General features: G+C 57.2%; 39 protein-coding genes. 13 read left to right on the plus strand and 26 right to left on the minus strand.

Going from position 1 to position 24,720, the window contains the following annotated elements:
• Window positions 1-426: 426 nt before the first annotated feature.
• The 13 genes from N2A98_RS15190 to N2A98_RS15250 all read right to left on the minus strand — a co-directional run bounded on the left by N2A98_RS15190 (window position 427) and on the right by N2A98_RS15250 (window position 10,529).
• Complete coding sequence (locus N2A98_RS15190; RefSeq protein WP_275622247.1) at window positions 427-843, minus strand: phage tail terminator-like protein; 417 nt, start codon at window positions 841-843, stop codon at window positions 427-429.
• Window positions 840-1,496: a hypothetical protein gene (locus tag N2A98_RS15195; protein WP_275622248.1), complete on the minus strand. Its 657-nt coding sequence runs from the start codon at window positions 1,494-1,496 to the stop codon at window positions 840-842. Before N2A98_RS15195 ends, N2A98_RS15190 begins: the two co-directional genes overlap by 4 nt.
• On the minus strand, window positions 1,493-1,861 hold the full coding sequence (locus tag N2A98_RS15200; protein WP_275622249.1) for a hypothetical protein: 369 nt from the start codon (window positions 1,859-1,861) through the stop codon (window positions 1,493-1,495). The genes N2A98_RS15195 and N2A98_RS15200 overlap by 4 nt, the downstream gene beginning before the upstream one ends.
• A gap of 48 nt (window positions 1,862-1,909) precedes the next feature.
• Window positions 1,910-2,233 carry a helix-turn-helix transcriptional regulator gene (locus N2A98_RS15205; protein WP_236530949.1) on the minus strand — a complete coding sequence of 108 codons (324 nt, stop codon included), beginning with the start codon at window positions 2,231-2,233 and terminating at the stop codon, window positions 1,910-1,912.
• An 83-nt stretch (window positions 2,234-2,316) separates the two neighbouring features.
• A complete protein-coding gene (locus N2A98_RS15210) occupies window positions 2,317-2,820 on the minus strand; it encodes a DnaT-like ssDNA-binding protein (protein WP_275622250.1) in 504 nt (167 codons plus the stop codon).
• A 55-nt stretch (window positions 2,821-2,875) separates the two neighbouring features.
• Window positions 2,876-3,469 carry a hypothetical protein gene (locus tag N2A98_RS15215; RefSeq protein WP_275622251.1) on the minus strand — a complete coding sequence of 198 codons (594 nt, stop codon included), beginning with the start codon at window positions 3,467-3,469 and terminating at the stop codon, window positions 2,876-2,878.
• A 46-nt stretch (window positions 3,470-3,515) separates the two neighbouring features.
• Entirely contained in the window at window positions 3,516-4,478 is a 963-nt protein-coding gene (locus tag N2A98_RS15220) for a major capsid protein (protein ID WP_169918319.1), read from the minus strand.
• A 12-nt stretch (window positions 4,479-4,490) separates the two neighbouring features.
• Window positions 4,491-5,219: a hypothetical protein gene (locus N2A98_RS15225; protein ID WP_073842713.1), complete on the minus strand. Its 729-nt coding sequence runs from the start codon at window positions 5,217-5,219 to the stop codon at window positions 4,491-4,493.
• A 430-nt stretch (window positions 5,220-5,649) separates the two neighbouring features.
• Window positions 5,650-6,735 (minus strand): minor capsid protein, encoded by a 1,086-nt coding sequence (locus tag N2A98_RS15230; RefSeq protein WP_275622252.1) that lies wholly within the window; start codon window positions 6,733-6,735, stop codon window positions 5,650-5,652.
• A complete protein-coding gene (locus tag N2A98_RS15235) occupies window positions 6,710-8,128 on the minus strand; it encodes a DUF4055 domain-containing protein (RefSeq protein ID WP_275622253.1) in 1,419 nt (472 codons plus the stop codon). The genes N2A98_RS15230 and N2A98_RS15235 overlap by 26 nt, the downstream gene beginning before the upstream one ends.
• The gene (locus tag N2A98_RS15240) at window positions 8,125-9,426 is read right to left on the minus strand and encodes a terminase family protein (RefSeq protein ID WP_275622254.1); all 1,302 of its coding nucleotides are present in this window, start codon (window positions 9,424-9,426) and stop codon (window positions 8,125-8,127) included. Before N2A98_RS15240 ends, N2A98_RS15235 begins: the two co-directional genes overlap by 4 nt.
• A complete protein-coding gene (locus N2A98_RS15245) occupies window positions 9,413-9,874 on the minus strand; it encodes a DUF2280 domain-containing protein (RefSeq protein WP_275622255.1) in 462 nt (153 codons plus the stop codon). Before N2A98_RS15245 ends, N2A98_RS15240 begins: the two co-directional genes overlap by 14 nt.
• A 31-nt stretch (window positions 9,875-9,905) precedes the next feature.
• Window positions 9,906-10,529 (minus strand): putative metallopeptidase, encoded by a 624-nt coding sequence (locus N2A98_RS15250; protein ID WP_275622256.1) that lies wholly within the window; start codon window positions 10,527-10,529, stop codon window positions 9,906-9,908.
• A 74-nt stretch (window positions 10,530-10,603) separates the two neighbouring features.
• Between N2A98_RS15250 and N2A98_RS15255 the strand changes: the two genes are divergently transcribed.
• On the plus strand, window positions 10,604-10,930 hold the full coding sequence (locus N2A98_RS15255; RefSeq protein ID WP_212614238.1) for a hypothetical protein: 327 nt from the start codon (window positions 10,604-10,606) through the stop codon (window positions 10,928-10,930).
• 214 nt (window positions 10,931-11,144) lie between these two features.
• On the opposite strand, the gene N2A98_RS15260 is transcribed toward N2A98_RS15255, so the two are convergent.
• The 3 genes from N2A98_RS15260 to N2A98_RS15270 are packed head-to-tail and all read right to left on the minus strand — an operon-like array spanning window position 11,145 to window position 12,354.
• Window positions 11,145-11,618, minus strand: a complete 474-nt coding sequence (locus N2A98_RS15260) for a proteasome subunit beta (protein ID WP_275622257.1) — start codon at window positions 11,616-11,618, stop codon at window positions 11,145-11,147.
• A gap of 56 nt (window positions 11,619-11,674) precedes the next feature.
• Window positions 11,675-12,019: a hypothetical protein gene (locus N2A98_RS15265; RefSeq protein ID WP_275622258.1), complete on the minus strand. Its 345-nt coding sequence runs from the start codon at window positions 12,017-12,019 to the stop codon at window positions 11,675-11,677.
• On the minus strand, window positions 12,016-12,354 hold the full coding sequence (locus N2A98_RS15270) for a hypothetical protein (RefSeq protein WP_003175039.1): 339 nt from the start codon (window positions 12,352-12,354) through the stop codon (window positions 12,016-12,018). The genes N2A98_RS15265 and N2A98_RS15270 overlap by 4 nt, the downstream gene beginning before the upstream one ends.
• 131 nt (window positions 12,355-12,485) lie before the next feature.
• Here N2A98_RS15270 and N2A98_RS15275 point away from each other — a divergent pair, with 131 nt between their 5' ends.
• A complete protein-coding gene (locus N2A98_RS15275) occupies window positions 12,486-12,728 on the plus strand; it encodes a hypothetical protein (protein ID WP_275622259.1) in 243 nt (80 codons plus the stop codon).
• A 593-nt stretch (window positions 12,729-13,321) separates the two neighbouring features.
• Here the strand turns inward: N2A98_RS15275 and N2A98_RS15280 are convergent.
• From N2A98_RS15280 to N2A98_RS15315, 8 genes are all read right to left on the minus strand, one after another.
• Window positions 13,322-13,867: a hypothetical protein gene (locus tag N2A98_RS15280; protein ID WP_275622260.1), complete on the minus strand. Its 546-nt coding sequence runs from the start codon at window positions 13,865-13,867 to the stop codon at window positions 13,322-13,324.
• Complete coding sequence (locus N2A98_RS15285; protein WP_275622261.1) at window positions 13,864-14,535, minus strand: recombination protein NinG; 672 nt, start codon at window positions 14,533-14,535, stop codon at window positions 13,864-13,866. The genes N2A98_RS15280 and N2A98_RS15285 overlap by 4 nt, the downstream gene beginning before the upstream one ends.
• Complete coding sequence (locus N2A98_RS15290; protein ID WP_072433970.1) at window positions 14,532-14,714, minus strand: hypothetical protein; 183 nt, start codon at window positions 14,712-14,714, stop codon at window positions 14,532-14,534. Before N2A98_RS15290 ends, N2A98_RS15285 begins: the two co-directional genes overlap by 4 nt.
• Window positions 14,711-15,226 (minus strand): hypothetical protein, encoded by a 516-nt coding sequence (locus N2A98_RS15295; protein WP_275622262.1) that lies wholly within the window; start codon window positions 15,224-15,226, stop codon window positions 14,711-14,713. The genes N2A98_RS15290 and N2A98_RS15295 overlap by 4 nt, the downstream gene beginning before the upstream one ends.
• A gap of 1 nt (window position 15,227) precedes the next feature.
• Window positions 15,228-16,034, minus strand: coding sequence for an ATP-binding protein (locus N2A98_RS15300; RefSeq protein WP_275622263.1), 807 nt, complete (start codon window positions 16,032-16,034; stop codon window positions 15,228-15,230).
• On the minus strand, window positions 16,024-16,824 hold the full coding sequence (locus tag N2A98_RS15305) for a replication protein (protein WP_275622264.1): 801 nt from the start codon (window positions 16,822-16,824) through the stop codon (window positions 16,024-16,026). The genes N2A98_RS15300 and N2A98_RS15305 overlap by 11 nt, the downstream gene beginning before the upstream one ends.
• Before the next feature lie 110 nt (window positions 16,825-16,934).
• Complete coding sequence (locus N2A98_RS15310; protein WP_275622265.1) at window positions 16,935-17,552, minus strand: hypothetical protein; 618 nt, start codon at window positions 17,550-17,552, stop codon at window positions 16,935-16,937.
• A gap of 50 nt (window positions 17,553-17,602) precedes the next feature.
• Window positions 17,603-17,815, minus strand: coding sequence for a Cro/CI family transcriptional regulator (locus N2A98_RS15315; protein ID WP_019816752.1), 213 nt, complete (start codon window positions 17,813-17,815; stop codon window positions 17,603-17,605).
• Between the two features lie 82 nt (window positions 17,816-17,897).
• On the opposite strand from N2A98_RS15315, the gene N2A98_RS15320 reads away from it, so the two are divergent.
• The 5 genes from N2A98_RS15320 (at window position 17,898) to N2A98_RS15340 (ending at window position 20,752) form a co-directional block, all read left to right on the plus strand.
• On the plus strand, window positions 17,898-18,566 hold the full coding sequence (locus tag N2A98_RS15320; protein WP_275623614.1) for a LexA family transcriptional regulator: 669 nt from the start codon (window positions 17,898-17,900) through the stop codon (window positions 18,564-18,566).
• Window positions 18,566-18,802 (plus strand): hypothetical protein, encoded by a 237-nt coding sequence (locus N2A98_RS15325; RefSeq protein ID WP_275622266.1) that lies wholly within the window; start codon window positions 18,566-18,568, stop codon window positions 18,800-18,802. The genes N2A98_RS15320 and N2A98_RS15325 overlap by 1 nt, the downstream gene beginning before the upstream one ends.
• A gap of 126 nt (window positions 18,803-18,928) precedes the next feature.
• A complete protein-coding gene (locus tag N2A98_RS15330; RefSeq protein ID WP_275622267.1) occupies window positions 18,929-19,846 on the plus strand; it encodes a hypothetical protein in 918 nt (305 codons plus the stop codon).
• Between the two features lie 85 nt (window positions 19,847-19,931).
• Window positions 19,932-20,276, plus strand: coding sequence for a hypothetical protein (locus tag N2A98_RS15335; protein ID WP_275622268.1), 345 nt, complete (start codon window positions 19,932-19,934; stop codon window positions 20,274-20,276).
• Window positions 20,277-20,425: 149 nt separating this feature from the next.
• A complete protein-coding gene (locus N2A98_RS15340; protein WP_275622269.1) occupies window positions 20,426-20,752 on the plus strand; it encodes a DUF2388 domain-containing protein in 327 nt (108 codons plus the stop codon).
• 142 nt (window positions 20,753-20,894) lie between these two features.
• Here N2A98_RS15340 and N2A98_RS15345 read toward each other — a convergent pair whose 3' ends face one another.
• Window positions 20,895-21,383 (minus strand): DUF2846 domain-containing protein, encoded by a 489-nt coding sequence (locus tag N2A98_RS15345; protein ID WP_275622270.1) that lies wholly within the window; start codon window positions 21,381-21,383, stop codon window positions 20,895-20,897.
• A 243-nt stretch (window positions 21,384-21,626) separates the two neighbouring features.
• Between N2A98_RS15345 and N2A98_RS15350 the strand changes: the two genes are divergently transcribed.
• The 6 genes from N2A98_RS15350 (at window position 21,627) to N2A98_RS15375 (ending at window position 24,511) form a co-directional block, all read left to right on the plus strand.
• Window positions 21,627-21,878: a DUF1654 domain-containing protein gene (locus N2A98_RS15350; RefSeq protein ID WP_275622271.1), complete on the plus strand. Its 252-nt coding sequence runs from the start codon at window positions 21,627-21,629 to the stop codon at window positions 21,876-21,878.
• 585 nt (window positions 21,879-22,463) lie between these two features.
• A complete protein-coding gene (locus N2A98_RS15355; protein WP_275622272.1) occupies window positions 22,464-22,718 on the plus strand; it encodes a hypothetical protein in 255 nt (84 codons plus the stop codon).
• Window positions 22,719-22,790: 72 nt separating this feature from the next.
• Complete coding sequence (locus N2A98_RS15360; RefSeq protein ID WP_275622273.1) at window positions 22,791-23,555, plus strand: hypothetical protein; 765 nt, start codon at window positions 22,791-22,793, stop codon at window positions 23,553-23,555.
• 145 nt (window positions 23,556-23,700) lie between these two features.
• On the plus strand, window positions 23,701-24,123 hold the full coding sequence (locus tag N2A98_RS15365; RefSeq protein WP_275622274.1) for a hypothetical protein: 423 nt from the start codon (window positions 23,701-23,703) through the stop codon (window positions 24,121-24,123).
• On the plus strand, window positions 24,120-24,311 hold the full coding sequence (locus N2A98_RS15370) for a hypothetical protein (protein ID WP_034136250.1): 192 nt from the start codon (window positions 24,120-24,122) through the stop codon (window positions 24,309-24,311). The genes N2A98_RS15365 and N2A98_RS15370 overlap by 4 nt, the downstream gene beginning before the upstream one ends.
• The gene (locus N2A98_RS15375) at window positions 24,308-24,511 is read left to right on the plus strand and encodes a hypothetical protein (protein WP_275622275.1); all 204 of its coding nucleotides are present in this window, start codon (window positions 24,308-24,310) and stop codon (window positions 24,509-24,511) included. The genes N2A98_RS15370 and N2A98_RS15375 overlap by 4 nt, the downstream gene beginning before the upstream one ends.
• Here the strand turns inward: N2A98_RS15375 and ykgO are convergent, their stop codons facing one another.
• On the minus strand, window positions 24,512-24,667 hold the full coding sequence (gene ykgO, locus N2A98_RS15380) for a type B 50S ribosomal protein L36 (RefSeq protein ID WP_019816741.1): 156 nt from the start codon (window positions 24,665-24,667) through the stop codon (window positions 24,512-24,514).
• Between the last annotated feature and the right edge of the window lie 53 nt (window positions 24,668-24,720).

A 24,720-nucleotide genomic window follows, 5' to 3' on the forward strand; every position in this document is an offset into this window, starting at 1 on the left:
GCTAATCAGGTAAATCTGGAATGGAGCAAAGGGGAAAACCAAGGTGACAGAGGTCTCGCTACTCAACCTGCTTCAAGACATGGAGATCAGCTTGCATCAAGCAAGTGTCCGAAATGACCCTGAGCAACTCAATCGTCTATTGCACAAAGACTTCCATGAAATTGGTCGTTCAGGGGCCTTCTATTCAAAAGCTGATACCGTTGAAAGCTTGCCGCTTCAAAGGTCTCGCGTTGATATCTTGGCGCGTAATTTCAAACTGACCGTGATCTCCAAGGACGCTTGTCTACTGGTATACGAAGCCTCCCAATCCAGCCGTAACGGTGAACCAAGGCAATACGCGCGGAGATCCTCAATCTGGAAACTTGAGGCTGGCAAGTGGCAAATGCTATTCCATCAAGGGACGCCTACCCACCCGCTGGATCCTGCCTAAATGACGTCTGCTCGATAATCGAACGAAACCGGCACGGTGTATGTTGGTGGGTCTGTGATGCCCGGGCCAGGATCAACAGGCGACATGCTCACCACGGTAACGCCTGACCTTGTGTCCCGTGCATACAGCGGGAACAGCACGGTCAGTTCAGCCACAAGCGGGTTCGTCTTGGCCTTGCCGGTGCCGGCCGGGGCCACAATGCTGACTTGGTAGATGCCGATGAACGCACGATGGTCGCCAGCAAGCGTGCTACTGGCGGTATCGCCTGGTAGCGCGAATGCACGAAGGTAAGTCTCGCCGTCCGCAGGGTCATACTGGATATTCTCAAACACAACCTTGATCGGCTCCGTCCGGGCCTTGCTCCAGGCAATCAGCTTGGCCTCGTAAATAGACGCAATGATGGCGTGGCTCATACCTGGTTATTCCTTGTGGCTTCGTCGACGATCTGTTGGAAGCGGGCCAGGGTGATCCGGACCATACCGCCTGGGGCTTGCTTGGAGTGTCCATACTCCAAAGGAATAGAGTACGGCAGGTTGTTGACGATGTAGGCCGTCTCGCCAGCCGTCAGTGCCTGGACCTGAAGTCGCAGCTTAGCCAGCGTCACGCCACCAGCCGGATCGACCTGGTCAAGCGTGCCCTCCGCCGGCGTGCCGATGGAAAACTGCCAGTTCCCCCGAAACCGGCCGCCAACGTAGTCCTTGCCTGCCACCAAGCCGTTCACGTTGAAGTTCTGGCCGCGCTCGGTCTTGGTCAGGGGTTTGGCATATTTCACGCCGCGTCGCAGCTTGCCAGCTTTGGTGAAGTTCGATTCGCTGAGGTTGATGATCGTGTTGCGGACCGCGACCTTGAAGTCGTAGTCATCGGCGGCCCGCTTGTTCGCCTGCCGGTGAACGACGTTCGCAGCCCAAATCTCTGGATTGCCCACCGGTGACATGCGGATAACGCTGCTGCCGATCTCGATGACGATCTCCCGGATGGTTGCATCAATACCGGCTTGAGCGCGCTCGGCGAAGTCGCGGATATTCTCGGCAAAGCTACCGTTCATGCTCGCGTATTTATTCGTCATGATCGCACCTGCAGCTCATACAGGATCGGCGTCCCGGCCGGGTTGACCTCTTTCAGCGGTGGCACGATTGACCAGGTGCGGCCTTGGGCTACGACTTTGTCGAGCAGACCCGGTACCCAAGTCAACCCTTGCGCGGCGATCTTGAGCTTCTTGTCGCCCTGCTTGATGAGGCTGTTGTTCTGGAATTCGATGCCGGTGAAGTCGAGCAGGATGCCCTGGGCAGTTTGCTCGACGGTCGCGCCCGGCGCTTCGCCACCCGTCTCCGGGTCGTACTCCCCCGGCTCAGTTTTGCTGATGGTCACATGCTGGCCGAACTCTGTGATCATCTCCAGAGCCATCACGGCCATTTCGTCGTAGAAGGCCATAGGGGCTCCAGATGTGAAAAACCCAGCGCGATGGCTGGGCTCGTTAAATCAGCTATATGACAATGTCACTGTGCCAAAACCACGGCTTTTGAGCTCTTCTAGAATCTGCTCCAGCGTCGACTCAGAGAGAGACTCGCCCACGTCCTGCTTCTTGGCTTCCGCTTCAACTTCTTCGTCATCAACTTCAAAAAGAGCTTTGTTCAATTCTTGCCAGGTATACATCGTTGGTTGGGACTCGCCACGCTCATAGCGGCCCGGCATTACCTTGGAGATACCTGCGGCATCAGCGAGTTCGGTGAGAGTTAGGCCTGCATCTTTTCGAGCATTACGGAGAGCTGAACGGAAATTACTGCTTTTTGGATTTGGTAGCATGGCTTAACTCCTGAAATGAGGCGCCAAGATATACATCAAAACAAACCCCATCAAGATATTTTTGTATCATTGCCAGTATTCTTTTATACCCTCACAGAAAACAATCCTCGTTTCTGGAGGTAATCAGCAAACTGCGTCGCGCTGGGCCGATCCGGCGCAGCCGGTAGCAACCGGCTGCTACTGGAGGGGATCGCCGCATACTGCCGCGTCACCGCCCCTTCTACACGATCCAGCAGCACAGCACCTTTGCGCTGCTCGACCGGGTCGATATCGTCCTGATGGATCTCAGCGGCCAAGGCCATCTGACCATACTGAATGCGAGCCGGCAGGTAGTTGTTCGGCTTGATCTCACGATCCAGCAGCACTTCCCGGCGAGGCCAGGACAAGGCCTGCTCGCTGCTCATCTTGCGCCCCTTCCAGGTCATGCTATCCATCGCCAAGGCGGCCCGGCGCAGCAACGCTTCCTGCTCAGGAAAGCCTGCGGGGATGACCGTGCCGAACTTCACGGCATAAATGGCCAGATCCTCGGCGCTCGCGTAGCTTTCGGCGTCAGGCTTGCCGGTGCCGTCCTCGATGATGAGTGTCATGCGTCAACTCGCTGGAATGGTTTGAGATCGGCCGCCGGGCCACCGGCAGCCAGCATTATCGAGCCTTGGGCAGCTCGGCGACGAGCTTTTCCAGGGATTCTTTGGAGGCGTTGGCCCGATACTGGATCTTGGCTTCATCGAGCTTCGCTTTCAGCACCGCGATTTCACCGGCCTCATCAGCCAGCGGCGTGATCGAGGCCTTCTTCAGCGCCTCTATCTCTTCGCGCAGTGCGTCAACAGTCAGGACCAGGTCGTCACGCTCAGCGGTCAGCTCTCCAGCCGAGGCGTGGATGGTGCCCAGCACTTCAAACAAGCGCAATGCCAGTGCGCCAGCCTCTGGACGGTGGATTTCGCCAGCCTCCAGGCCGTCGACCAGCAGAACCATTGCATCACTCTCGCCTTGCAGATCGGCAAGCAGCTTGGACAGTTCGCCAGATGCGATCACCTGTGTGCCGACAGCAACAGGCGCCGGCAACTCAACAACCTCAACGTCGACACCGGCATCTTCGTACGCCGTGACGATCTCGGGATAGTCACCTACCACGGCTACTGCGGTCGCATCGCGCTCAACGCTACGGAATAGCCCTGGGACGCGGTAGCGCTTGTTCGGCTGAAAGCCGTCAAGCTGGTTCGTGTAAACGAGTTCCATCGGAATCTCCGTAGCGGCCATTGCTGGCCGCTTCCTGGGGTGATTATCAGCCGCCGACTGGTGGCGTAGTGGTGAGATTGATCATCACGCCGGCGGTGACCTTGTTGCTGTCCGAGTGCTTGACCCAGTTCGCAGCGGAGCCGACGGCTGCCAGGGTTGGGTTGGTGCCGCCGGTGGTTTCCTTCCAGCTGTAACCCAGCACATCGATGTTGACGGTACCCTCGGCGCGGTAGCCGATAGCCAGGTTTTCCTCGTCGTTCACGTCGTACGAACGGAAACCCGGGGCCTGGGATTCGGTGATGACCACGGCATTCGGCAGCAGGCCGAAGATCGCATCCACCGGCGCCTTGTCGGTCACCAGTACAGGCTTGCCCAGGGTGCCAGGCAGGCCGCCATAGATCACTACGCCAGCTTCTTCGTAAACCTTGTTCGCAATCGCTTCATCAACGATGTCGAAGTAGGCCGAAGAGTGCATGACCCACAGCGCAATACGGCCGAACTTGTCGCCGAATTTGCGCATACCGCGGGTCAAGGTCTTCTTTCCGTCGGTTTCGATGTTGGCCGACACCACCATGGCAGCGTTCGAGCCGATGGCAGCCTTGAGAGCGCCGGTGGCGTACTCGATGAAGCCCTCGATGGTCGCATCAGCTACGTCGGCGCCGATGATCTGGGAGAACTCATCTACTGCACGACCGCGACGCTTGAACGCCTCTTCGGTGGTCTGGTACGGGCCGTATTTCCACGGAGCCTTGACGCCTACAGCTTCGCCGGCGCCGATTTTCTTCGCGGTGACCTTGCCGTCGGAGTTGACATCGCGGTGTTCCAGACCGCCGCCGAGCTTGTAGAAAGCACGCTTGCGAAAGTCGCCTTGGATCAGTTCGTTGTCGAGGACGATCGCGCCGTTGGACGAGGCGTTGAACACGTCCAGGTTATCCTGGATGCGCTCCAGGTATGCGGTTTGCGCCTCATCGTTGTAGATGATCAGGTCGCTGTTTACAGTCGTTGGCATAGTTTTTTCCCCTTACTTGGGCAATGCGAGATATGCGGTTTGGCCGTGCTTGCGCTGGAAGTCGCGCTTCTGCTCGGAGGTCATTTCGGAGCGCTTGGATGCAGCCTGGCCGCCGCCCCCGCCCGGGGCATGTGTCCCTGAAGCCCTTGGCCACAGGTGGGGTGCGCTTTCGCGCAAAGACTCGGCCCATTCGAGCGGAGTCAGAGGGGTCTTGCCGTCTTTACCGAGGATGGTTTGGCCATTCTCGTCAACAGCGACCGCTTCGCCCTCTTCGTTCAGTGAGAACACGCCTTTGGCGCGCAAGATGATGTCGTCGGTTGCTTCCGGCAATGCGCCGGCTTTCAGTGCTGCACCACGTACCGAGTCGCCCAGGACTTTGCCCTGGAACTTGGCGGCGAACGCTTCAGCCTTCTCAGCGCGACCGGCGAGCGTCTTCAGCTGCTTGTCGTGCTCGCCACGCAGGCGCTCGGTGCGCTTATTGAATACCTCGTCCACCTTGCCCTCGGTCAGCAGCTTGGTTTCTTCGTCCTGCCCGGCGCGACTGAGCAGGCCTTTGACTGCGTCAATGTCGATGCCTTCAAACTGGGTTTCGAACTGGGTCAGCTTGCCGGAGGTTTCCTTCAGCTTGCCCAGCAGCTCTGAGTTCTTGGTTTTCAAACCCGAAACGGATGCTTCAACGGCAGTCGCGATAGCGGCCTTGATTGCCGGGTTTTCCAGGTCGATTTCGTTCTCTTCTGCCACGTTGATGTACCCCTTGGGTATGTGTTGCCCGCTTTGCAGGCGTAAAAAAGCCCCGGATATACCGAGGCTGTCATTCAGGCTGGCCCAAACTGGTTATTGCCTGGCCCACTCTTTTGGTCCATTGATCCGTATGCATTTAATGCTCAGCGCCAGGTCAAGCTGCACCCACCCGAAACCGGATGCTTCAGCTGCGTCTCTGACCTTCTGTATCAGTTCGTCTGGATATTCCAGTGCACAATCGTCCACCGGGATATCTCCCGTAATCCAAAGTGTCTCTGACATTGCTCGAAGACTGTTGATAGTCAGTTCAATTGCAAGCCTGGTGCTTCGTTCTAATGCTGTTTCCATGTGTGCTGCCCTTCGTTTGATAGTTCATCAGAAGGCTACCACCTAAAAAACACACCACTTGGGCGGGGTTTGCATGGTTTTTTTAGATTCCCGCACGCTCGAACGCCAGCGGCTCCAGCCCCTTCATTTGCAACAAGGTCAGCGGCGCAAAGTTGCGATCAAGCTGCAGTTCGGCGAAGCGCTCCACCGTCAATCCTCCCTCCCGGAACAGCTTGGCCCGGACTGGGCCGATAGCAACGTCCTGGAACGCAGCCGGCTGCTGCTGGAGCCAGTGGTAATAATCGAGGTCGGCACTTACCTGCTGGCCGCCATTGGCACCTACTGAGGCACGGGTAGCGCCCTTGGCGAACATGGCACTGAGCTTGGTCAGCAGGATGAAGGTCGTACGGCAATTCGGGTGGAATGGAGGCCTCGGCCCGGAATCCACCGGAAACTTGCGCTTATCCATCGAGCGGCATTGCTGGCTTGTCTTGCTGTCCAGCGTCGCCACCATCTGGATTTCTTCGACGATATCCGTGTTGGCCTTTGCCACCTCCATACGAGCCTGGGACGACACATGCTGAATAGCGGTGTGCACCACCGTGCTGGCATTGCGGTTGGTGGTGGCCAGGATGCCGTCTTTGTACCCTGCTGCTTTGGTGCCGCGAATGTTGCGGATAATCTGGAAGTTCGTCTGCCCTTCAAAGAAGCCCTGCCGGATCGTGCCCGTAACGCGCTCACGCTCCGCACTGGTCCAGCCCTTAATGAACGCCTTAAGCAGCTTTCCGCCACCGGTGCCGCGCACACTGAGCGGGTTCGTCAGCACTGCGGTACGGATTGCAGCGGCCGTCGGTGCCACGACGTCGAGCGACACGCCAACCGGTGCCGACCTGGCAAGACTGGTCGCCTCGAACTCGGCCTCGTAATTGGCGATGTCCACCAGGTCGAGGTTCAGTTGCGCGCTATAGCGATCGAAGATGCCCAGCAGCAGGCTATCCACCTCCTTCAGCAGCGCTTCCAGACGTTTTACGTTGTACTCGGTCAGGTCCGACTGGGTGAGCCGGTCACGGATCGAGCGGTCAATCTCCTTGAGAAAGGGAGCGAACTTGCCCACCTCTCCGGCCTTTAGCTTTTCGAGGAAGACCGCGTGGCGAATCGTGGCATCAAGGATTGCTTGGTTTGCCGCCATCTACAATGTCCTCGTCGTCTAGGCCCAGACCATCGCCCTGCTCTTCCAGCTCGCCGTCGATCTGCTCGTCAGTCCGCTCTGGCGCGATTAGCCCCAGCTTGCGCAAGTACGCCCGCAGGTCAGCTTTCGCGAAGCCGCCGTTCTGCCACAAGCCAACCAAGGCCGTGATCATCTGCGGATCCGCCGTCAGCTCGACGAACTCCTGATTCACCTGGTAGGCGACCTTCTTGTCAGCGATGCCCATGTAGGCGCAGCACCACATAATGGCTCGCGTGTAGGCCTCGCTGACGTTGGCAACACAGCCAGCCAGGACTGATGTGGAGGCCGACTGATCACCGCGTGACTCGGTAGCGGTCTTGGTGGCAAGTGACGCCACCACCATCCGCGCACCCAGTTCGATCATCATCTGGTTCTTGTCAGCCATGGCCTCCTTGACCAGCGTATTCGGTGCAGGCTGGGCGTAGCCGAAAGCGCCTCCGACCGGCAACATCATCGGGGCTCTGGAACCGACATAGATGCCGTTCTTCTCCATCCAGTCGCGCCAGGACTCGTCGAGCCCACTGATCCACGGCTGAGCCTGCCCGCACCAGAACACACTGTCTTCATAGTCGGCGCTGTTCCGGAAGTGGCCCAGGTTGATCATGGCGATGTCGTAGAGCGGCGACTCATCAATGCTTGGGTCGTTGTTCTGAGCGCCGACGAAGGTGAACGGAATCTCTTTGAGGCGCCCCGTAACGCCTTCCGGCTTGAATTCTTCGATGACAGTCAGCGGCCCGCCACCTTTCGGCCCGGACCGGCGCCAGACGCGGCAAACAAAGCCGTCATCCTCCAGCGCCAATTCCCGGTACTGTTCAGCCGTCTTGTAGCCGAATCCGTCACGAATCTCTGGAGATTCGTGCAGCACTACCAGCGTCAACACGCTATGGCCGTTCACCATGCCCGTGCGCCAGTTGATGATGTCTTCAGCGCAATAGGACAGGATCACCGAGTGCCCGCCTATACCATCGTCTTGGTGATAATCGACGTATAGGCCGTGGCGACCAGCTTCAAGCACCTTCTCAAGCGTGCCCTGTGAGTGCTGGTAAATGCTCACCCCGGAGCCGTTGGCATTGTCCTGCAGGTATTCCAGCTTCTTCGGGACCGTCAGCGTTGGATCCTTGTGGAAGGCCAGGCCCAGCAGCCCGTTTCGGGTGTGCCCGGTGGCGTTCTTGAACACCGCTCGCTCGCGGTAAGCCCGGTTCCGATCTTCGTTCTCCGGCGACTTATCGTGTGCGTTGATGTACGGCAATCGATCGACAACCCGGTGCTGGCCCGCGCACACGTCGCGAACGGTCGCCCATCGGTCCAATACTGCCGTGTATTCCGTCCGCTTGAAGGAGACGTCGTTGCTCATCGGGCGTATCCCATTTTGATAGCGGTGACCGGTTTGATGATCGGGTACTCGCGGTGGATGAAGTAGCCGCCGGCGTCGTTCGCGTGATCGATACCGGCGGTTTTGTCTGGCTCCCCGTTTGCGCCCCACACCTGCTGCTCCAGGCCGTCGGCGTAGGTTGGACAGGTGAACGGGTTAACTAGGTAGCGGCGCTCGCCCTGCGCATTGCAGAAGACGGCGTTCATTGCGTTGATTCGGTCTTTCACCGGCGGGTTTGCCGCTGGAGCAATGACCGCGAACCCGGCCTGCTTGAGCATGGCCAGGTCTGTGATACTGGCGTTCACAGACTTGCGCGAGTCGCCCGAGGCATCCGGGTAGATCCTGATCTCGCACGTCTTCTTGAAGTCATTCCCATCGTGCTGCCAATAGCGTTCTTTGATGCGCCGGATCATGTCGGGTGTGTCGTAGCCGTCGATCAACTCATCCACGGCCCTGGGCAACCCTTGGTCGCGCTTAACGTGGGTAATCGCCGCCATCTTGCCGACGTTGAAGTCCATGCCGATGAACAGAGGCTCGCCGGGCTGCACGGTGTCGAAGCAACCGTTGAGCTTGCGGTCGTAGGCTGTGTAGATCGTGCCGGACGTCAAGTTGACGAACTGGCCCTTGAGGTACGCCATGATCAGCTGCGGCGGATACGACTCCATCAGGGAGGCGATGTAGTCATCCGGCAGGTTCAGCTCGTTGTCGAACGTGCTTGCCTGGACTAAGCCGTACATCTCCTTCAGCGATGGCTTGTCGCGCAGCTGCTTCACGAACTGCAGGAAGACGAACTTGAAGCCTTCCGGCGTCGTGGTGACGTCCACCCCGTTCTTCAGCCCAGGCAAGTTGTAGCGCATCCGGGCAATAATCTTGCGCCAGGCCTGCTGCGCCTTGACCGCGGTCAGCACGTCCAGCTCATCCACCAGGGCATGGCCAATCTTGAAACCGACAATCGTCTGCGGCTTCTCCATCGACCTGCAAATCACAGTGCCGCGGCATTGCCGGCCGCTGTAGATGTGAACTTCGTGGTTTGCCTGGTTGATCTTGGTCTTCAGCCCCCAGTCGTAGGCCACCTCGTCCATGGTCGGATAGAAGATGTCCCGGATCTGCGGGTAAGTCGGTGCGAAGTAACCAGCGTTTACGCCAGGCCACTCCATGAAGTGCCTGCTCAGTGCTGAGCAGCCTACCCAGGTCTTGCCTGATCCGAACCCGGCAACGAACGCGCGGAATTTGTGGGGCAGCGTGAGGAACTGAGCCTGCGGAACGTTAAGGCTCGGCATTCGGCTTCCTCGCATCCACCACGTCGACCTGAATTCGGGTCGGGATCACTGGTTCGTCGCCGGCTTCTTCCTTCCTGGCCCGGTTTACGTAGATGTCACCGGTTTCCTTAGCGGCCTGCTCCAGGATCTGCATGGCCAGGCCGATGTTCTTCATCGACTCGGCCTTTTCAACAAACCGGTTCATGGCACGGAGACGGAAGGCACGGTTGGCAATCGGGATGTCTGCCGTTTCTTCGCGAAACCGCTTCCGGGTATCGTGGAACAGGGTCACCCACTTCACCGCCAGCCCCTTCCCTGCAGACTTGGTTGGGTCGTGCGTCTCCACTTGCTGGCGGCTCACCACAAGCCCGTATTCGTTCTTGACGGCTTCCACCACCTGGGAGGGGGTGTCAAAGCACGCCAGCGCCTGAACGATGAAGCTCTTCACCTCATTTTTCAGGGCTGCCATAAATTCTCATCCGTCTAGAGCCTGTCAAAAATCAGGCCGATCTCAGCAGACAGGTTCCGCAGGCCCTCGCAATGTTCAATTTCCCCACCTCAGCAGGACTGTTTGCAGCATCCACCAACGCTTGCACGTCAGGGCTTGCACCATAGCGGCGGACGACACCCACGAACTCCTCGACGTCGTGGCCCTGCAGCTTGATCTTCGGTGCACCGTCTTGGGTGAATGCTGGTTGACCGTACTTGTCGGTCGCGTGAGCTAGGTGATACAGCTCATGTTCGATCAGCGCGCAGAACGCAAGGTCGCTGCACTGGGCGCAGTAGTCCGCAGCCAAGGTGATGATGAAGGCCGGCACATCGCCGAACCAATCACGCATCTGTTGCTCCATCCGGGCTTTCTGCCATCCACCCGCGCGGAACGCTACCTGTTCGGCCTGGCCCAGGACTGTGCGGCCCTGCTTGGCGAAGCTCGAAGTCGCCCACATCACACGGATGTCTGCATCCAGTAGGTGAGCATGGTCTTCGTTGTGAATGGTGCCGGTGTCGGCGAGGATCTCTGCCTGGAGCCATTCCCACACCTCAGGTGCTGGGGTCAGGCGGATGCCAAAGTCGGATAGATCGGACAGCTCGAGCAGTGACGCTGGAGGGCATGGCCTATCCATGATTCACCTTAGGCTTGAAATAGTGGCGCGTTGCCGGTATTGGTGAAGATCATTCCGTCAGCAAGGAAAGCAACATGGGCTTAGCTACTGCAGATGTTGAGGTCTATTCAGATCATGAAACGGTTCGATTGATCGGTGTTCCGTTCACCTTTAACCCAGGCGAACGGACCATTTACACCGGCGCAGACAATACCAGCGCCGTGGTGCTGCGCGCAGGCTGGCTTGGTCTGAAGACCGAACCATTCAAGGGCTGGCAATCGGCGCACATCCTTTCGGTAACCGGAAGCAACGGGGATGATCGGGTGTTCGAGGTGAAGCGCAACTTCAACAACCCAGTGCAAGAGGGCGACTGGCTGTGGTTCCCAGCTATGCCCCAGAAAGTAGAACCCTTCCGAAGCTGATCATCAGTGCCGCACTCACCTGCGGCACACCTACCATTAGCCCTTACCGAGATAAATAATGCACAAGTACGAATTGACCTATGAGCACATGAATGCACCGCAGACAATTCAAGGCGAGGCTCCTGAACGGGTGGATGCTCATGAGTTGCTGATGAACGTGAAGCTTGGGGGTAAAGGTAACCAAATCGTCGGGACCAAGAGTCTCGAAGAATCTTTAGAGCGTATGCGCCTGACCAACGTCCGCGTTACCTGGCTCTAGAATCTCGGCCAGCACTACAGTACGGATCGTGCCGCCGGTGCTGGTGTCGCGCTTGGCAGCCATCTCTACCGCCTGATAAGCAGTCGCGCCCATGTCCATTGCGGCGAACGCGTAGGGCGTGCCGCTACCAATGGCGTAGGGGCGATCCAGCATTATCGGCGACCTCCACAGACCAGTAGCATCATCCACTGCAACCAGCATCAACTGCTCACCATCCAACACGATGGCCGTAACGTCGATGTTGCCTTCAGGCTTTGCGCCGAAGTAAGCATCAACCAGGCGCTGATAGTCAGAGACGGCGCCGGAGCAGAAGAACTTCACCCCGTTGCGCTCAAGGCATTTTTCGTAATCGTCGTAGGTGATCACATCACCACGGGTTACCTGGGAGTCATAGGCAATCACGCCGTCTTTGTAGGCAATGGTCGTCATCTGCATCCCTCATGATTGCGCGCCACGATTTGGCGCATTCGAAATCGTGGCGCGGATTACTGTTTGCGCCGCTCGATAACTTCCGGCGCTTTCGGACAGCTCATGCAATGCTCGCAGTTCAATGTCCGGCACAACCAAGCCTTCACCGTCTGCCAGTACGTGACCATGAATATGTGGCGGGCACCGGCCATGGCCAGGGACACATGAAGCGTCAGGCCTGCGGTGGTCGGGCCGAAGAAGATGTTCTGGCTCCGCACCGACACGACGAAACCCGTGATGGCGATCACGGTGTAGATCAGCTTCCCGAGAATGCCGTCCCTCACCTTACCGCTCAGTACGCACCAGGTCGCCCAGAAGGCGATCAGGCCGCAGGCGATGGAGTTGATCAGTTCAAGATTCATGGTGGATTGCCTCCCCCGAACCGCTGGCGAATAAGCGCCCAGAGGTCAGCGGCTTTGATGGCTCGGTTGATTGCTGCCAGGAGCGAGCCACCGAAGGTGCCCAGGAGGAAACCAATCCCGGCGACGATCTTCGGCTCAGTGACATTCAGGTACGCGCTTACCATGCTCGTCAGGTACAGCGAACAGGCGACGCCGGTGACCAAGAACACCATCCAGGCGCGCCAGTCGGACAAATCATCCTTATGCCACCAGCTCGCAACAACAGCCCCAATCAGGCCCGCAATCAACAATTCGAACCTGTCGATCTTGTCGAGCAGGCGCTGTAGATACTCCATGCGCTCTACTCCGTGGGCATGCTGAATGAGAAGGATCTTCCAGTGCCGAGCCTGTAAAAACTGAAAGAATCGTGATAACAAAGCACTTCAGGTAAGCGCCATAGGGCGTCACCATGGAAAGAGGCACAACAATGCTTGTTGATATTTTTCAGGTGCAAGACCGCACCCTAATCGTTGAAGATGGAAAAGGTATCCCCCGCATATCTGGGGAGGGTTCAAAGTTTCTAGAAGGGATGGTTTTCCAGCGCCAGGTTGATTTGTCCAATATTCCAACAGGGCTCGATCGCGCAGCCGTCCTTCAGTCACTGCAAGCGCGAGGATATTTCGCGACTAGGTACTCGTCTGGCTTCCAGGAGCTGGACATTCAGGAATAAAAGATCTTGCTCAGTGCGCGCCGCGGTAGGTGGGCGCGTTTTTCCGCGCTGTCTGCCCAAGACGATCCCAGCGTCGACGCCCAATGATACATCTCTCACCACCTTGAAAGCACAGTGAGGTCGGGTTGCGCGGGCTGCCGGTGTTGTTCTCGTATGTGCACTACCCGCTATCGACGTCCAAGCCTCCCAAAGACTGTCCTGGCTATAGGTAAATTTCAGTCATAAAAAAACCCCGTCGTTTAGACGGGGTTTGTGGAGTCCTTTCGGACTCAAATCAGAGCGGCGAACAGGGTGCTTGCTACGAATCCGGCGCCAACATTGATGCTGGTGTCGAGGAACGCGGTGTCGATATTAGCCATTTCACTAACCTCCTTCGTAGACGTAACCACTACGTTTGGCTGCTGCAGTTTTTGAGCGAGATACTTCAGTACTACAAGAATCAGGTACAAAACAGCGCCAGCTACGAGCAAACACTCTGTCAAAATTGCCGGTGATCCTATGGTAGGGACTCGGTTCATCGATCCGTTAACGCGCAAGATCGACAGGATGGATAAATACTCTCTCACTTTCTCATTCATTGCAATGGCTTTTTGCTACGCTGCACAACTTTCGATAAGCCCTTCTGCGTCGAGGAGTTCCTGAGCAGCGGTGAGTGCCTCGTTTACTTGGTCATCCAGCGTCTTGCGGATACCTGAGCGCCACCGGTACCGAGTTGATTCTGGCTTGCCGTCGTTGTCCCAATTGGTGATGTCGTACCAGGCGGCTGGCAGCACCGCGGCGGAGCGCTTGCCTTCGGCACCGGCAACTGGTGGAATGGCCCAGGTCAGCACCGCGCATTCCCGGAAGCGTTTCGGCGCTGGCGTCTTCACAGAGCTCAGCAGCTCCAGTATGGCGCCGTGCTTGCGCTCTTCATGAGTGGAGTACTTCGCCACCAGCGCGCGCCAGTGCGCAGGGGTGAGCGCCTTGTGCAGACGCCCGAACACCCAGCAGTCAGTCAGGAAAGCAGCCTCCTTGCCGACGATCTCGCCCTTTTGCTTGGCGCACTGCACCTTGGGCTCGAAGTCGCAGCCGCCGGCGGAGTTAATGGTTTCGGCCGCAAGGGCTCGAACTACTGCTGAAACAACGTTGCGATAGGTCATGCTGCAGCCCTCTTGAGTTCTCTGGTCTTTGCCCGGTATTCGGCGGTGATGGCTTTCAGTTGCTCTACGGTTTCTTTGCGTGGCGTGTGGTCAGCTTCCAGCGCCTCTACCGCATCCAGGCCGATTCGGGCGATCAGCCCAGCACGGAAGCCCTGGGAAACCGTTTCGCCTTTTCGGGCGAACTTGGATGAACCCGCGTTACAGCTTTTGCACTGGAGCCAGATATTGGTGGGCACCAGCCTTAACTCAGGTCGGGCGCCCTTGCCAAGGAAGTGGCCCGCATCGAATGCCCCGCCAGTCTTCCAGCCCTGGGCATGAAGGATTGATTCCTGCGACTCGCCACAGCTGATGCAGCCACTGCCAATACTCAGTTCATAGGTGCGTCGGTAGTCGCGTACGGCCTTCTCAGCATCTTTCATGTGGTCGGCACGACTCTTCAAGGCCTCCTTGCGGACCTTGATCTCCCGGCGCCCTACCTCTGCCAGCGCCTTGCGAGCCGTCGCTTTCCCCCTCTCGGACTGTCCATGAGCAATCGCGCATTCGATCTCACCGCAAACCGCCTGCGAGTCACGGGTAGGCGCGAACATCACTCGGCACTCTGGGCAGCGCTTGCGGCGTGATGCACCAGACTTGAGCGGGGTTTTGCGTTGCAGCGGGGTGCGCTTCATACAGCCTCCTTGGCTGTCTGCCGGTTGTTACCGAACAATGGCGCCTGACCCTGGGCCAGCTTCCAGTCGAACTTCTCCTTGCAGCCTGTAGCGCACTGGCGCTTGTTCAGGCTTGGCATGTTGCTCATAGGCTCGCCGCAATTAGGGCAAGGCTTTCCGTATCCGTTGTCGTGACTCATGCAACCTCCTTGAATGCTTCAAATTCCGCCATCTCGGTAAGGCGCTCTTCCGTGAGAGTCGGCCAATCATGCAGTACCAGGTACGCACAGCACTGGCGCCAGAAATCTTGGAATGTCTCCTCCCCCATCGAATCGTAGGAAAGGCTGCGGGGTGTCTTGCGGGTGAGCTGGCCCAGGCCGGGAATGTCGAACAGTTCCTCGTCGCAGTACACGCCAGACTCCAGTTGCAACGCCTTGATGGCGTCGTGTGACTGCTTGCCAGAGAACCTATCGATGTTCTGGCTCAACACTCGGCCCAGGCCATGGACCAAGCCATTGAACCGTGGATTACGTGGCTGCTTGAGGTCGGCACGGATCTTCGCGTTCATCTTGAATTCACGCTCGCGCAGGATCGATCGGTCGGCGTCGGAGGACGGCACGAACGCTGCCACCTCCTTGCCGGTGGCAGGATCTACCAGGCGGCGCAGCACCAGGTACACAGGCATTGGGCGAGGCTTTGCCAGCTTGGTCATGTCAAACCCCCTCCTTGCCGCGCTGCGATTCCCACTCGAACGGGATGACGATTACCCCACCCTCCCGCAACCGATCAATGCAGCGCTCACCGAGTGCATCTGGCAGCGCCTTCGCATCAAGGTTCGAGACGACCACAGTCGGTCGCATTTGCTCGTACCGACCGTTGATGATTGCGAAAAGTGTGGTCAGCTCGAAGTCGCTGGGCTTTTCCTTGCTCACTCCTATCTCGTCGAGGATGAGCAGCGAGGGGCTGATCAGGCTCGACAGGATTTGGCTTTCACTCAGTTCGCTGGTGCGGTCGTACGTGGCACGGATCGCCTGCAGCACGGAACCGATGGTGCGGTACACCGCCGTGGCGCTCGACTTGGCCATGATCTCGTTGGCGATGGCCACGGACAGATGCGTCTTGCCGGTACCGGGCTTGCCCAGGAGCAGCAGGCAGCGGCCAACCTCGGCGATCTGCTTGAACTCAGCGGCATACCGGCGGCAGGTGTTCAGCGCTTTGCGCTGCTCTGACGTGGCGGCGACGTAACCATCGAGGGTTTTCCCGGCAAATCGCTTGGGGATCAGCGCGGCGCCGAGCTTTCGCTCCATGGCCATGCGTAGCTCCATCGCCTTGTTGGCGAGCTCAGCAGCTTCAGCCTTCTCGCGAATGATCCGACTGCACTCAGGGCAACCACTTCTCAGCTCTTTGCCGAGTACTGGGAAGACCTTCTGTTCGTACTGGCCGTGGGTCTCGCACTCAGCGGGCTGAATGCGGGTGCCCGGCGGTAGCTCAGGCGCTGGGGGAATTGGCTCAGATCGCATAGGAACCATCCTCACGCTGGATCAGGCCATCGGTGTAGTTGCGTTCAGCAAATCCGGTGTGGCGCGACTGAGGGGCCGTCACCGGTGCGGACTCCGCCAAACGCTTAATCACCCAAGACGCCTTGAAGCCCTGCCAGCCAGAATTTAGCGCTTCGGTAATTGCAACGTCTGCGGTGATACCAGCCTCGGCGCACTTGGCCAACTCGGCGTTCACGGTTGACCAGACGGTGGAGGTCACCGCTGCGCGCTTAGTCTTGCGCTGGGTCAGCCAGTCGGCCAGCAGTTGCTCCGGAACGCTGTGCGGGTTGTCGGCCAGCAACTGGGCCATGCCGAACGGAGCCTTGCGATCAGGCTTTGGAGGTTCGGCTGGCTCCTGGGGCGGATTAATCTCTTTCGTAGAAAGAGTTAATAGGGGTTCTTTCTTTGTATAAAGAAGGGAGTCGTCGGTTTTGGTCTGTTTCGCGGCTGAGCCGATTCGGACCACTTGAGCCGAATCAGACGATATGGTCTGTTTCGGCTCTACGACGAAGATCCACTCTTTTGGGTCGCAAACGCCGATATCACCGCGTGCACCGCCCTCTCGATACAGCACGCGACGGCGCAGCAGGCCGGAGATTGCCTTCGACACCGTGTCAGGGTGGATGTGGGTTGCCTTAGCGATATCGACCGCTGGGATGCGATGGGCACCCGTGCTGAAGTTCAAGGTGGCCTTTGCCACGTACAAAACGATCTTCATCTCGCGCGCCGACAAATCGATGGCCATCAAGCCATCCATCATCTGGTTGTCCATTCGGGTGAACCCCCGAGGGTTGTGTATCGGAACAATGTTTGGCATGATTTCTCTCGCTTACCGCTGTAGAAGAAGCCGACCTCGACCGTCGGCTTTTTTGTGCCTGTAATTCAGGCGATGGATTTCAAATCCGGCCGGGCGTCCTTCATCAACTGCTCAGCCTTGCGCCCCAGCTCCCCCGCCTTCGCTTCGACCTGACGGCACTGCTTGGCGAACGCGGGCAAGTGCGGCAGGTCTTGCTCGCACATCACCTGGTCGTCAAACACTTCGCTGCCGGTGTCGATCACATCGCCCAGCGCCCGGATCAGCGCGCCGAAGCTCTTGTTCGCGCATTGGTCGCTAGTCATCTGGCGGGCACCGGTGAGGCCATGGCGGCTCGCCAGTTCGTTCACACAGTGGTCGCGGAACTCAGGCTCAAGGGCGTTGACCCACGACTCTTCCAGCCAGGACGGCATTTCCTGATCGCCGGACAGCCAGCGCTGAACACGCTTGAGCCAGCGGCCGGTCGCCTTAACGAACTCGGCAACATCGTTCTGTGTGGTCAGTGCGGCGAAGTCCGGCACCTCTTTGGCGACGGCCTTCTCCGGGCACGAAAGGTGAAGCTCGCGGCTCAGCGCCTGAGCGAAGTCGTCCTGGCTCAAGCTGGTGCGTGCGATCTGGTTTGCAGCGTGGGCGACCAGCACCTGATCACGGGTTTGTACGGTGTGTCTGGAACTGGACGTATGCATGGGGACTACTCTCTTCTAATCTGGCTTCAATGGAACGGGGGACAGGGATGTCATGCGGCGGATCGGGATCCCTTTTGGGGCATGCACAGCTCACGGGCTGTGATCTTTCCGCCGGTCAACTCTTCAGCCCTGAAAGCTTTTTCTGCGCGCATTGGGTGAATTCCCGCGACCCAGTACGAAACTGCCGCCTGGGATACGTCGAGCGCTAAAGCGGTTTTGGTTTGCCCGCCGAAGAAGTCGACGAGCCTTTCGATAGGGGTCATATGAGAACCCTCCTAATAAGCCTGCTTATATCCTATGTAGAAGCAGGCTTATTTGCAAGCCAATAAGGGAACTTATAAATTCATGTGCATGAGCACACTTGCAGAACGTCTAAAAGAAGCGCGGAAACACGCGAAGCTGACCCAGGCAAAACTGGCGACGGTTTCCGGTGTTGAGCAGCCCCTGATCTCCCAGCTGGAGACAGGCAAGAACCTTCAAAGCGCACACCTTCCAAAATTCGCCCACATATGTGGCGTGAGTGCTATTTGGCTGTCGGACGATATTGGCCCCATGGTCATTGACTCAAAAAAGGAAGAGTCGAACGTATCGCTGACTGCCCAGAATCCTCAGAGCTTCCGCTATCCAGTGATCAGTTGGGTGTCTGCCGGATCCTGGGCCGAGGCGGTTGAGCCCTACCCGACCGGAATCTCGGACACGTATGAGTTTTCGGAGTACGACGCCAAAGGCCCCGCTTTCTGGTTGACAGTCAAAGGCGACTCGATGACGGCGCCCGCCGGCCAGAGCATCACCGAAGGCACGCTGATCCTTGTGGACACTGAGGCTGAAGTTGCACCAGGTAAGCTCGTGGTCGCCAAGCTACCGGATAGCAATGAGGCGACGTTCAAGAAGCTGGTCAGCGATGGCGGCCGGTTGTTCCTGAAACCGTTGAACCCGAGCTACCCGATCGAGGCGGTCGACGAGAACTGTCGGATCGTGGGCGTGGTTGTGCAGGCGCTGCAGAAGTTTTACTGATGCCCTCCGCCCTTGGAAAACCGTCGAGCTCATGGCGAGAGCAGAGCTTCTGGAGCAAGGTGTGGACCTATGCTCTGCTGGCGCTCATGCTGGTTTTCACAGCCGAAGCTGGCATTTGGCCGGACGGCAGTTCATCCCATCGCAAGCGAGTCTTCAGCCCAGGTTTCGTTGTGCTCTGCGTTTTCGTGGCAGTGGTTGAGCTGATAGCGCTGAATCACTTCTATAGAAGCGGATGAGGTGAAGGCGGGGAGGATTGTGCGGGCGCGGTGTGACTAAGTGGGGCGACGGGGATCTGTAAAGAGTTTTGGTTTCGGACCGATAGCCGTAGGCTGAAATAGACAGAATCACGCATGGAAGCAACAATGGAAGACATGAGCAAAGCATCGTTGCAAATCGTATATGACGGACCAGCCCTTCAATCCAGCGAGATGGAGGTGCGGGATCTTGCGCCCGCCCTTCTGGCTCTCGGGGAGCTTTTCGAAGAGGCAAATGCCACGCTCAACGATGGCCGAACCAAGCTCTCAGTCAGCGTCAAAGGATCTTTTAAAACTGGCAGTTTTGGAATTGATCTTGGCGTAACGCAGAGTCTGATTCAGCAAGCCCAGGATCTTTTTGCCGGTAGCCCGGTTACCGCAGCGGCGAATCTGATCGCCCTGCTCGGCTTTACGAGCCTAACAACGAGGGGTGTTTTTCAGCTCATCAAGTGGGTGCGCAATCGAGATATCACAAAAGTTGAAATCCTTAGCGACGGGGTTGTCAGGGTTTTCTGCGATCAGGAGCATTTCGACACCGAGGAAAAGGTGTTAGCGCTGTTCCGAAATTGGAAGCTACGCAAGGCTTTCCAAGACGTAGTGCACAAACCACTCCAGCGCCCCGGAGTTGATTACTTCGCCATTCGCGAGCCTGATGGCGATTTCGTAGCGGCATCAGAAACGGAAGCCGAAAACTTCATCGCTCCCGAGCAGGAAGAGGAACGACTTGATGAAAGCGAGCGAGTGGCCAGCCTTCAGTTGGTGAACATCGCCTTCCGCGACGAAAATAAATGGAGATTCCACGATGGTGCGTCCACGTTCTACGCATCAATTGTTGATCCAAGTTTCCTTTCGATGATTGAGAGCGGCGATCTGCGATTTGGCAAGGGCGATATCTTGAAGGTTCGCCTAAAGGAGATAAAAACCCTCGTAGGCGATCAGCTGAAGGCTGAGCACCAAGTTTTGGAAGTGCTTGACCATCGCCGCTCTGGCGCTCAGCTAAAGCTTCCAATTCAACACTCCGATTGAATCGAAGCCCGGCCCAGCGCCGGGCTTCTTGTTTCTCCTCCTTGTGCTGATAAAATCTGCTCCCCTCTCGAATGGACTCGTTTTCATGCGCCTATCCTCGATGCCAATGGCCTTATGCGCCATCTTCACCTGCACTTCCTTAACAGCCCAAGCCGACACCAAAAAAGAAAGAGACATCCACTGCGCAGCCTACTACGAAGTGCTTTCAGTAGCTGGTGACCAGCCAGACATAAGCCGCAGTCAGTCCTCAAGAGCCTCCTATGTACTATTGGTGCACGCTGGCTACACCCCGCAGGCCCAGGAAGAAGTTGCGCAAAAAATGGTGGAATTGCACAAAGAGACACCAGGGCCGATGACGCCAGCTAGCACTGCCAAGCTGCGTGAAAAATACGACGCCGAATGCAAAGTCCTTCTGAAGGCCGCCTTGTGAATATCCTGGTGCTTGTGAGAGCCGATACCCTGGCGGTAGCAGCATAAGCAGCCATCATCGAGCCCGGCCCTGCGCCGGGCTTCTTGTATCTGGCTAGCGTCCTGCTCTGCTATGGTGGCGCCCTCTGAACGCAACGGACGCAACGAAGCATGGACTCATGGAAGACCCTGGCGATAGCCCTACTGGCATCGGTCAGCACACAGGCCGTATCAGGTGATGGCGCCAACCCTATCGCTGCCGCGATATTTCTCACAATTTCCGCGCCAACAATTTTATTTGGGGCGACCACATCTCTCACGACCGAGCCGCCAAAAGTTTACAAGTCAGCCAAGACCGACGCTCTGGCGTTCATCGGTTCGGACGGCGAGATTCGCGGTGCACAGTTTGAGCAAGCATCACGACACTACCGATTGAGCTATAGATCGCCCCTCATGTCCGATATGCAACTCGCCAAGGCAATCGCGACGTCCTACTGAGCGCAACCTTTCACATCCCTTTCACAGTCGGGCGCTTATGGTTACCACAGCTCCTAGAGAACATCCCTTTAAGCCCGCTACTCCCCATCGCGGGCTTTTCTTTGTCTGCAATTTGCCTTTACTTATTGCGCTCCGATTAGAGCTAGATCGCCTCAACCTTTCTACATTGAGAAATCTCGGGCAATGCTTGATCGGCAGAGACTTGATTCAGTTGCCATTTCAGCTCAACCGCAACCGCATTGAATCGGTGTGCCTCCACTCTCTTGCCGCTGGATGTGAGGCTGACGTATGAGGCACCCGAGCTTTGCACTTCAACCATAGTGGTGGTGGTGCCGCTCTCAAGATTGGAGTTCCCCAGAATTCCCGCTTTCCATTTCTGAGTGATAGTGTGCTGACCTGGCGCTACAGGCACGGCTACGTAGCCACCGTTCTCTAGAGATGCTACCTGCTTTCCATCCAAGGAAATCAAGGCGGACATTAGGCCCATATCGTAGTTACTGGGCCTGTAGACATAGATAACACCGCGCTGAGAATCTACGTTTTCAAGTGGCGTGAATTTTGGTCCTGTTATCGTGCAGGAGCTGAGGAGCCCCAATAAGACGAATACTGAGATCTTCCTTGCTTGAGTCATAACCGCTCCATCCTAATTAAGCGACTGATGATCAACACTGATGGGCTATCAATCAAATCCTTTGTTGGGTCACAGCAGTATTTGCTTCGCTTGCTTCCTTGCTGCTCCTCATTCGCAGAATCTGCACAGGCGACAGGCAGGGAACAACCTATGCATTTGTGCATGAAACTTCTTACCGCCCTCTTGCCAACACATGACAGCATCAATACTGTGTATACATACAGTGTTCGCAAGGAGCGAAGCATGAACCAGGCACCATACCCCACACCCAAACCGAGAAATTCCTACGAGCTTGTGGGTCGCCGCCTTCAAGGATTGATCGCCTCTCACCGTGTCCAGCGGGTTCAGTTGGTCGAGGTTTCCAGGCGCGACGACGAAAGCCCTGAAGCCTGGCACCGGGTCATCCAGGATATTGGCGACACAGCCGGCATAAGGATCGAGCATCTAGATGATGGCGCCGTCAGGATCGGCTGGCGCGAGTACTGCGACTCATAAAAGAGCCCGCCGTTGAGCGGGCTTTTTATCGCTCGCATGAAAATATATAAGCATCCTTATTGACGCACAAAATAAGCTAGCTTATATTTAGTCCATCGCAGCGACACACAGCCACTGCAAAGGGCCTCCGCCCGCCGCTCTTTGGTTACATCCCTTGCCGGATCACCACCGGCCCAGATTCAAAGGCAGCGATGAACCGGCCTAAACGGTTCAGAGGGTTGGCAACTGACCCGGGCGTGCAGCGTAAAGCGCCAAGAACAGTTATCCAGCGGGAGAACAAGCCGAAAGGCCCGCGGCTGGAAGAACATTTGATTCAAGCCGGGGACCGACGCCAGTAGCGGGTCACGGCAAACAGATTTCCTCGATGACCTTGGCGACAGGGTCATCCGGAAAATCAACGGAGTAAACGAAATGCCGAAGTTCGGATGCGCAAACAACCAGGAAGCCGCCGACAAGGAATGCCGCAAACAATGCCGACTTGCTAAGCAGAGCGGCAGCACGGTTCCTTACAGTCTGTCTCGAATGATCGAAGCCAAAGTGCCGTTGTCGACCATCCGAGCAGTGTCCCGATAGAAGGAGAAGCACATGCCCAAGTACATGCTCGATTACATCTGGCTCTGCCGGGAGTGCAGCCTGGATCTGCGCACGATCGGCAACATGATCAGCATCGTGATTCCAACTCTGCAGCGTGAGGCAGCCGGGCTGCGCAGCGCGGTTAGCGAATTTGCCGGGCAATTCCCTGAGCTTGAGCAAGACGCCCAACTGCTGGAGTCAGCAATACGCGCCGGACTCCAGCGCTGTTCGCCTCAACCACACCAGCAAGAGCTGTTCGCAGCATGACGGACCTTTTCACTGATGCCCATCTAGAGCGGTGGGCATTGGGAAAACAACCGATCAAGCACGGAGCCTCAAATGAGCGAACAAACACTTCAAGCGCTGCTGGCCGAGCGAGTCACCGCTTTTGCAAACAGCGACAAGCCAGTCGAAATCATCGACGAGCACGTCAAAAAGATGTTCACCAGTGTGGTCGACAACTGCTTCGGCCGTTATGGCGACATGGGCAAGCAAGTTGAGGAGGCGATCAAGGCTGCGCTTCCGGCCAACCTGACCACCATTTTTGAACTGACGCGCTACAACGCCATGATTGCGGCCGCTCTTAAAGAGAAGTGGGAAAACAGCGGCGTCGAGGCCGACATGGTGCGCCTGGCGCAGCAGCAAATCGACGAGGTGTTAGACAAGGACGCGATGCCTGAGGTGATCAGCCTGGAGGCCCTGATGGAAGCCTTCGTCGAGGACCATAAAGAGTCCGCCGCAGAGGAGCACTGGGAGCATCCAGACATTCGTTTCCAGCCGTCTGACTATGGCGGCCTGCATATCTACTTCGATAAGAAGCCCAAAGACCACAGTGCTTCGAGCTACTCCAGAAGCTCTGAGCGCAGCGAATACATGCTCGACAACGCCATCCACATTAGCTTCGACCGTAACGGCAAGGATCGTGACGAAAAGGGGCGTGAGGTTGGCACTGTGTACTCCGCCAAAATTGACGGCGAGAAGATCAGCCAGACCCTGCGATTCCGCTCTCCATTCGAGAAGATGGTCGCAGCGCTCTACTTCGGCTCTTCGAAGATCATTGTCGACTGCGATGAGGATGAGTTCAGCTACGGCATCTACGACTGAACAACCAACGCTATGACAGCCGGGAAAGACCGGCACCCTTCCCCACCTCTATTACGTCAGCACTCACCCCGCGCCCATCGGCAACCAGCGGGAGGCATGAGTGTTGACGAATACAGGTGAAAAACCCGCCACTTTGGAGGCGACCATGTCAGCACTACGCAAACCTCAGTTTGAGCACGACGAACAAATGCAGCCTCCGGTGAGCGAAACCTCTCAGCAATTGGCTCGCAGCGAATGGCTGTACAACGCAGCCGAAGAGCTTGCCAGAGGTGGCAGCGTGATCTTCAAGCGCCACTCGCACCCCCAACAAGGCGTCACGGCCTACCAGTTCGCACTGGCTGTCGATGAGTACGCCAACGACCTACTTGCCGACTGCGGCGTCGATGCTCCAGCCCTGGGCTACTTACTGATCGCTGGGATGGCGGGCTCAAGGGTGAAATCGGAAGCATTGGAGCTGCTCGGCCAGAGTGACCACTCACTTGGGAAGCTTGGCGAGATTGCCGAACGCCTACTTCAGCCTTTGGTTGATGACGCTCTTATCGCCCAGGCCGAGGACAACGAACTGTGAGCCCATACGTTGAGATCGATAAAGCGCTTTTCGCTCTTGAAGATCCAGACAAGCCAGCGCTCGACGAGATCCTAGCCGAGGGTTTGATCGTCCGACACTTTACTTCCGGCGCCATCAACGCAGAAGAATTCCACTGGTATAGCGCCCGTCTACTGGATGTCAGCCGGCGGCGTAAGGAGATTCAATGAGTACCACACCGGTTAGATCCCTGATCGACGAGCAGCTTGAAGACATCAGCGCTCACAACCTGCGCGAGGCCTACAGCCTGGCCGAACGACGTGGTTTCTTCGGTCCACCGGTTGAGCAATTCGCAGAACCAGGCTACGGCGGTCGAGTGCTCCAGGTCCTGCGCTACCGGGTTCAGCAGCAGGATCAGCAAGCAGACTGATCAGCCTTTCCCCTTGTTCTTGTTCTTCGCACTGCCCTGCCGCGCTTTGAATTTTGGATTGGATTTACAGATCACGTAGATCCGGCCACGGCGCATAACGATCTGGCAGTCGCGGTGACGGTTTTTCGCTTCTTTGAGTGAGGACAGCACTTTCATAGGTGAGGCTCCTTGCGTTGAGTTGAAATGTTATTACGTATCTTAAATACGAA

The organism is Pseudomonas sp. FJ2-5-13 (assembly GCF_029201605.1).
Taxonomy (GTDB): domain Bacteria; phylum Pseudomonadota; class Gammaproteobacteria; order Pseudomonadales; family Pseudomonadaceae; genus Aquipseudomonas; species Aquipseudomonas lactis.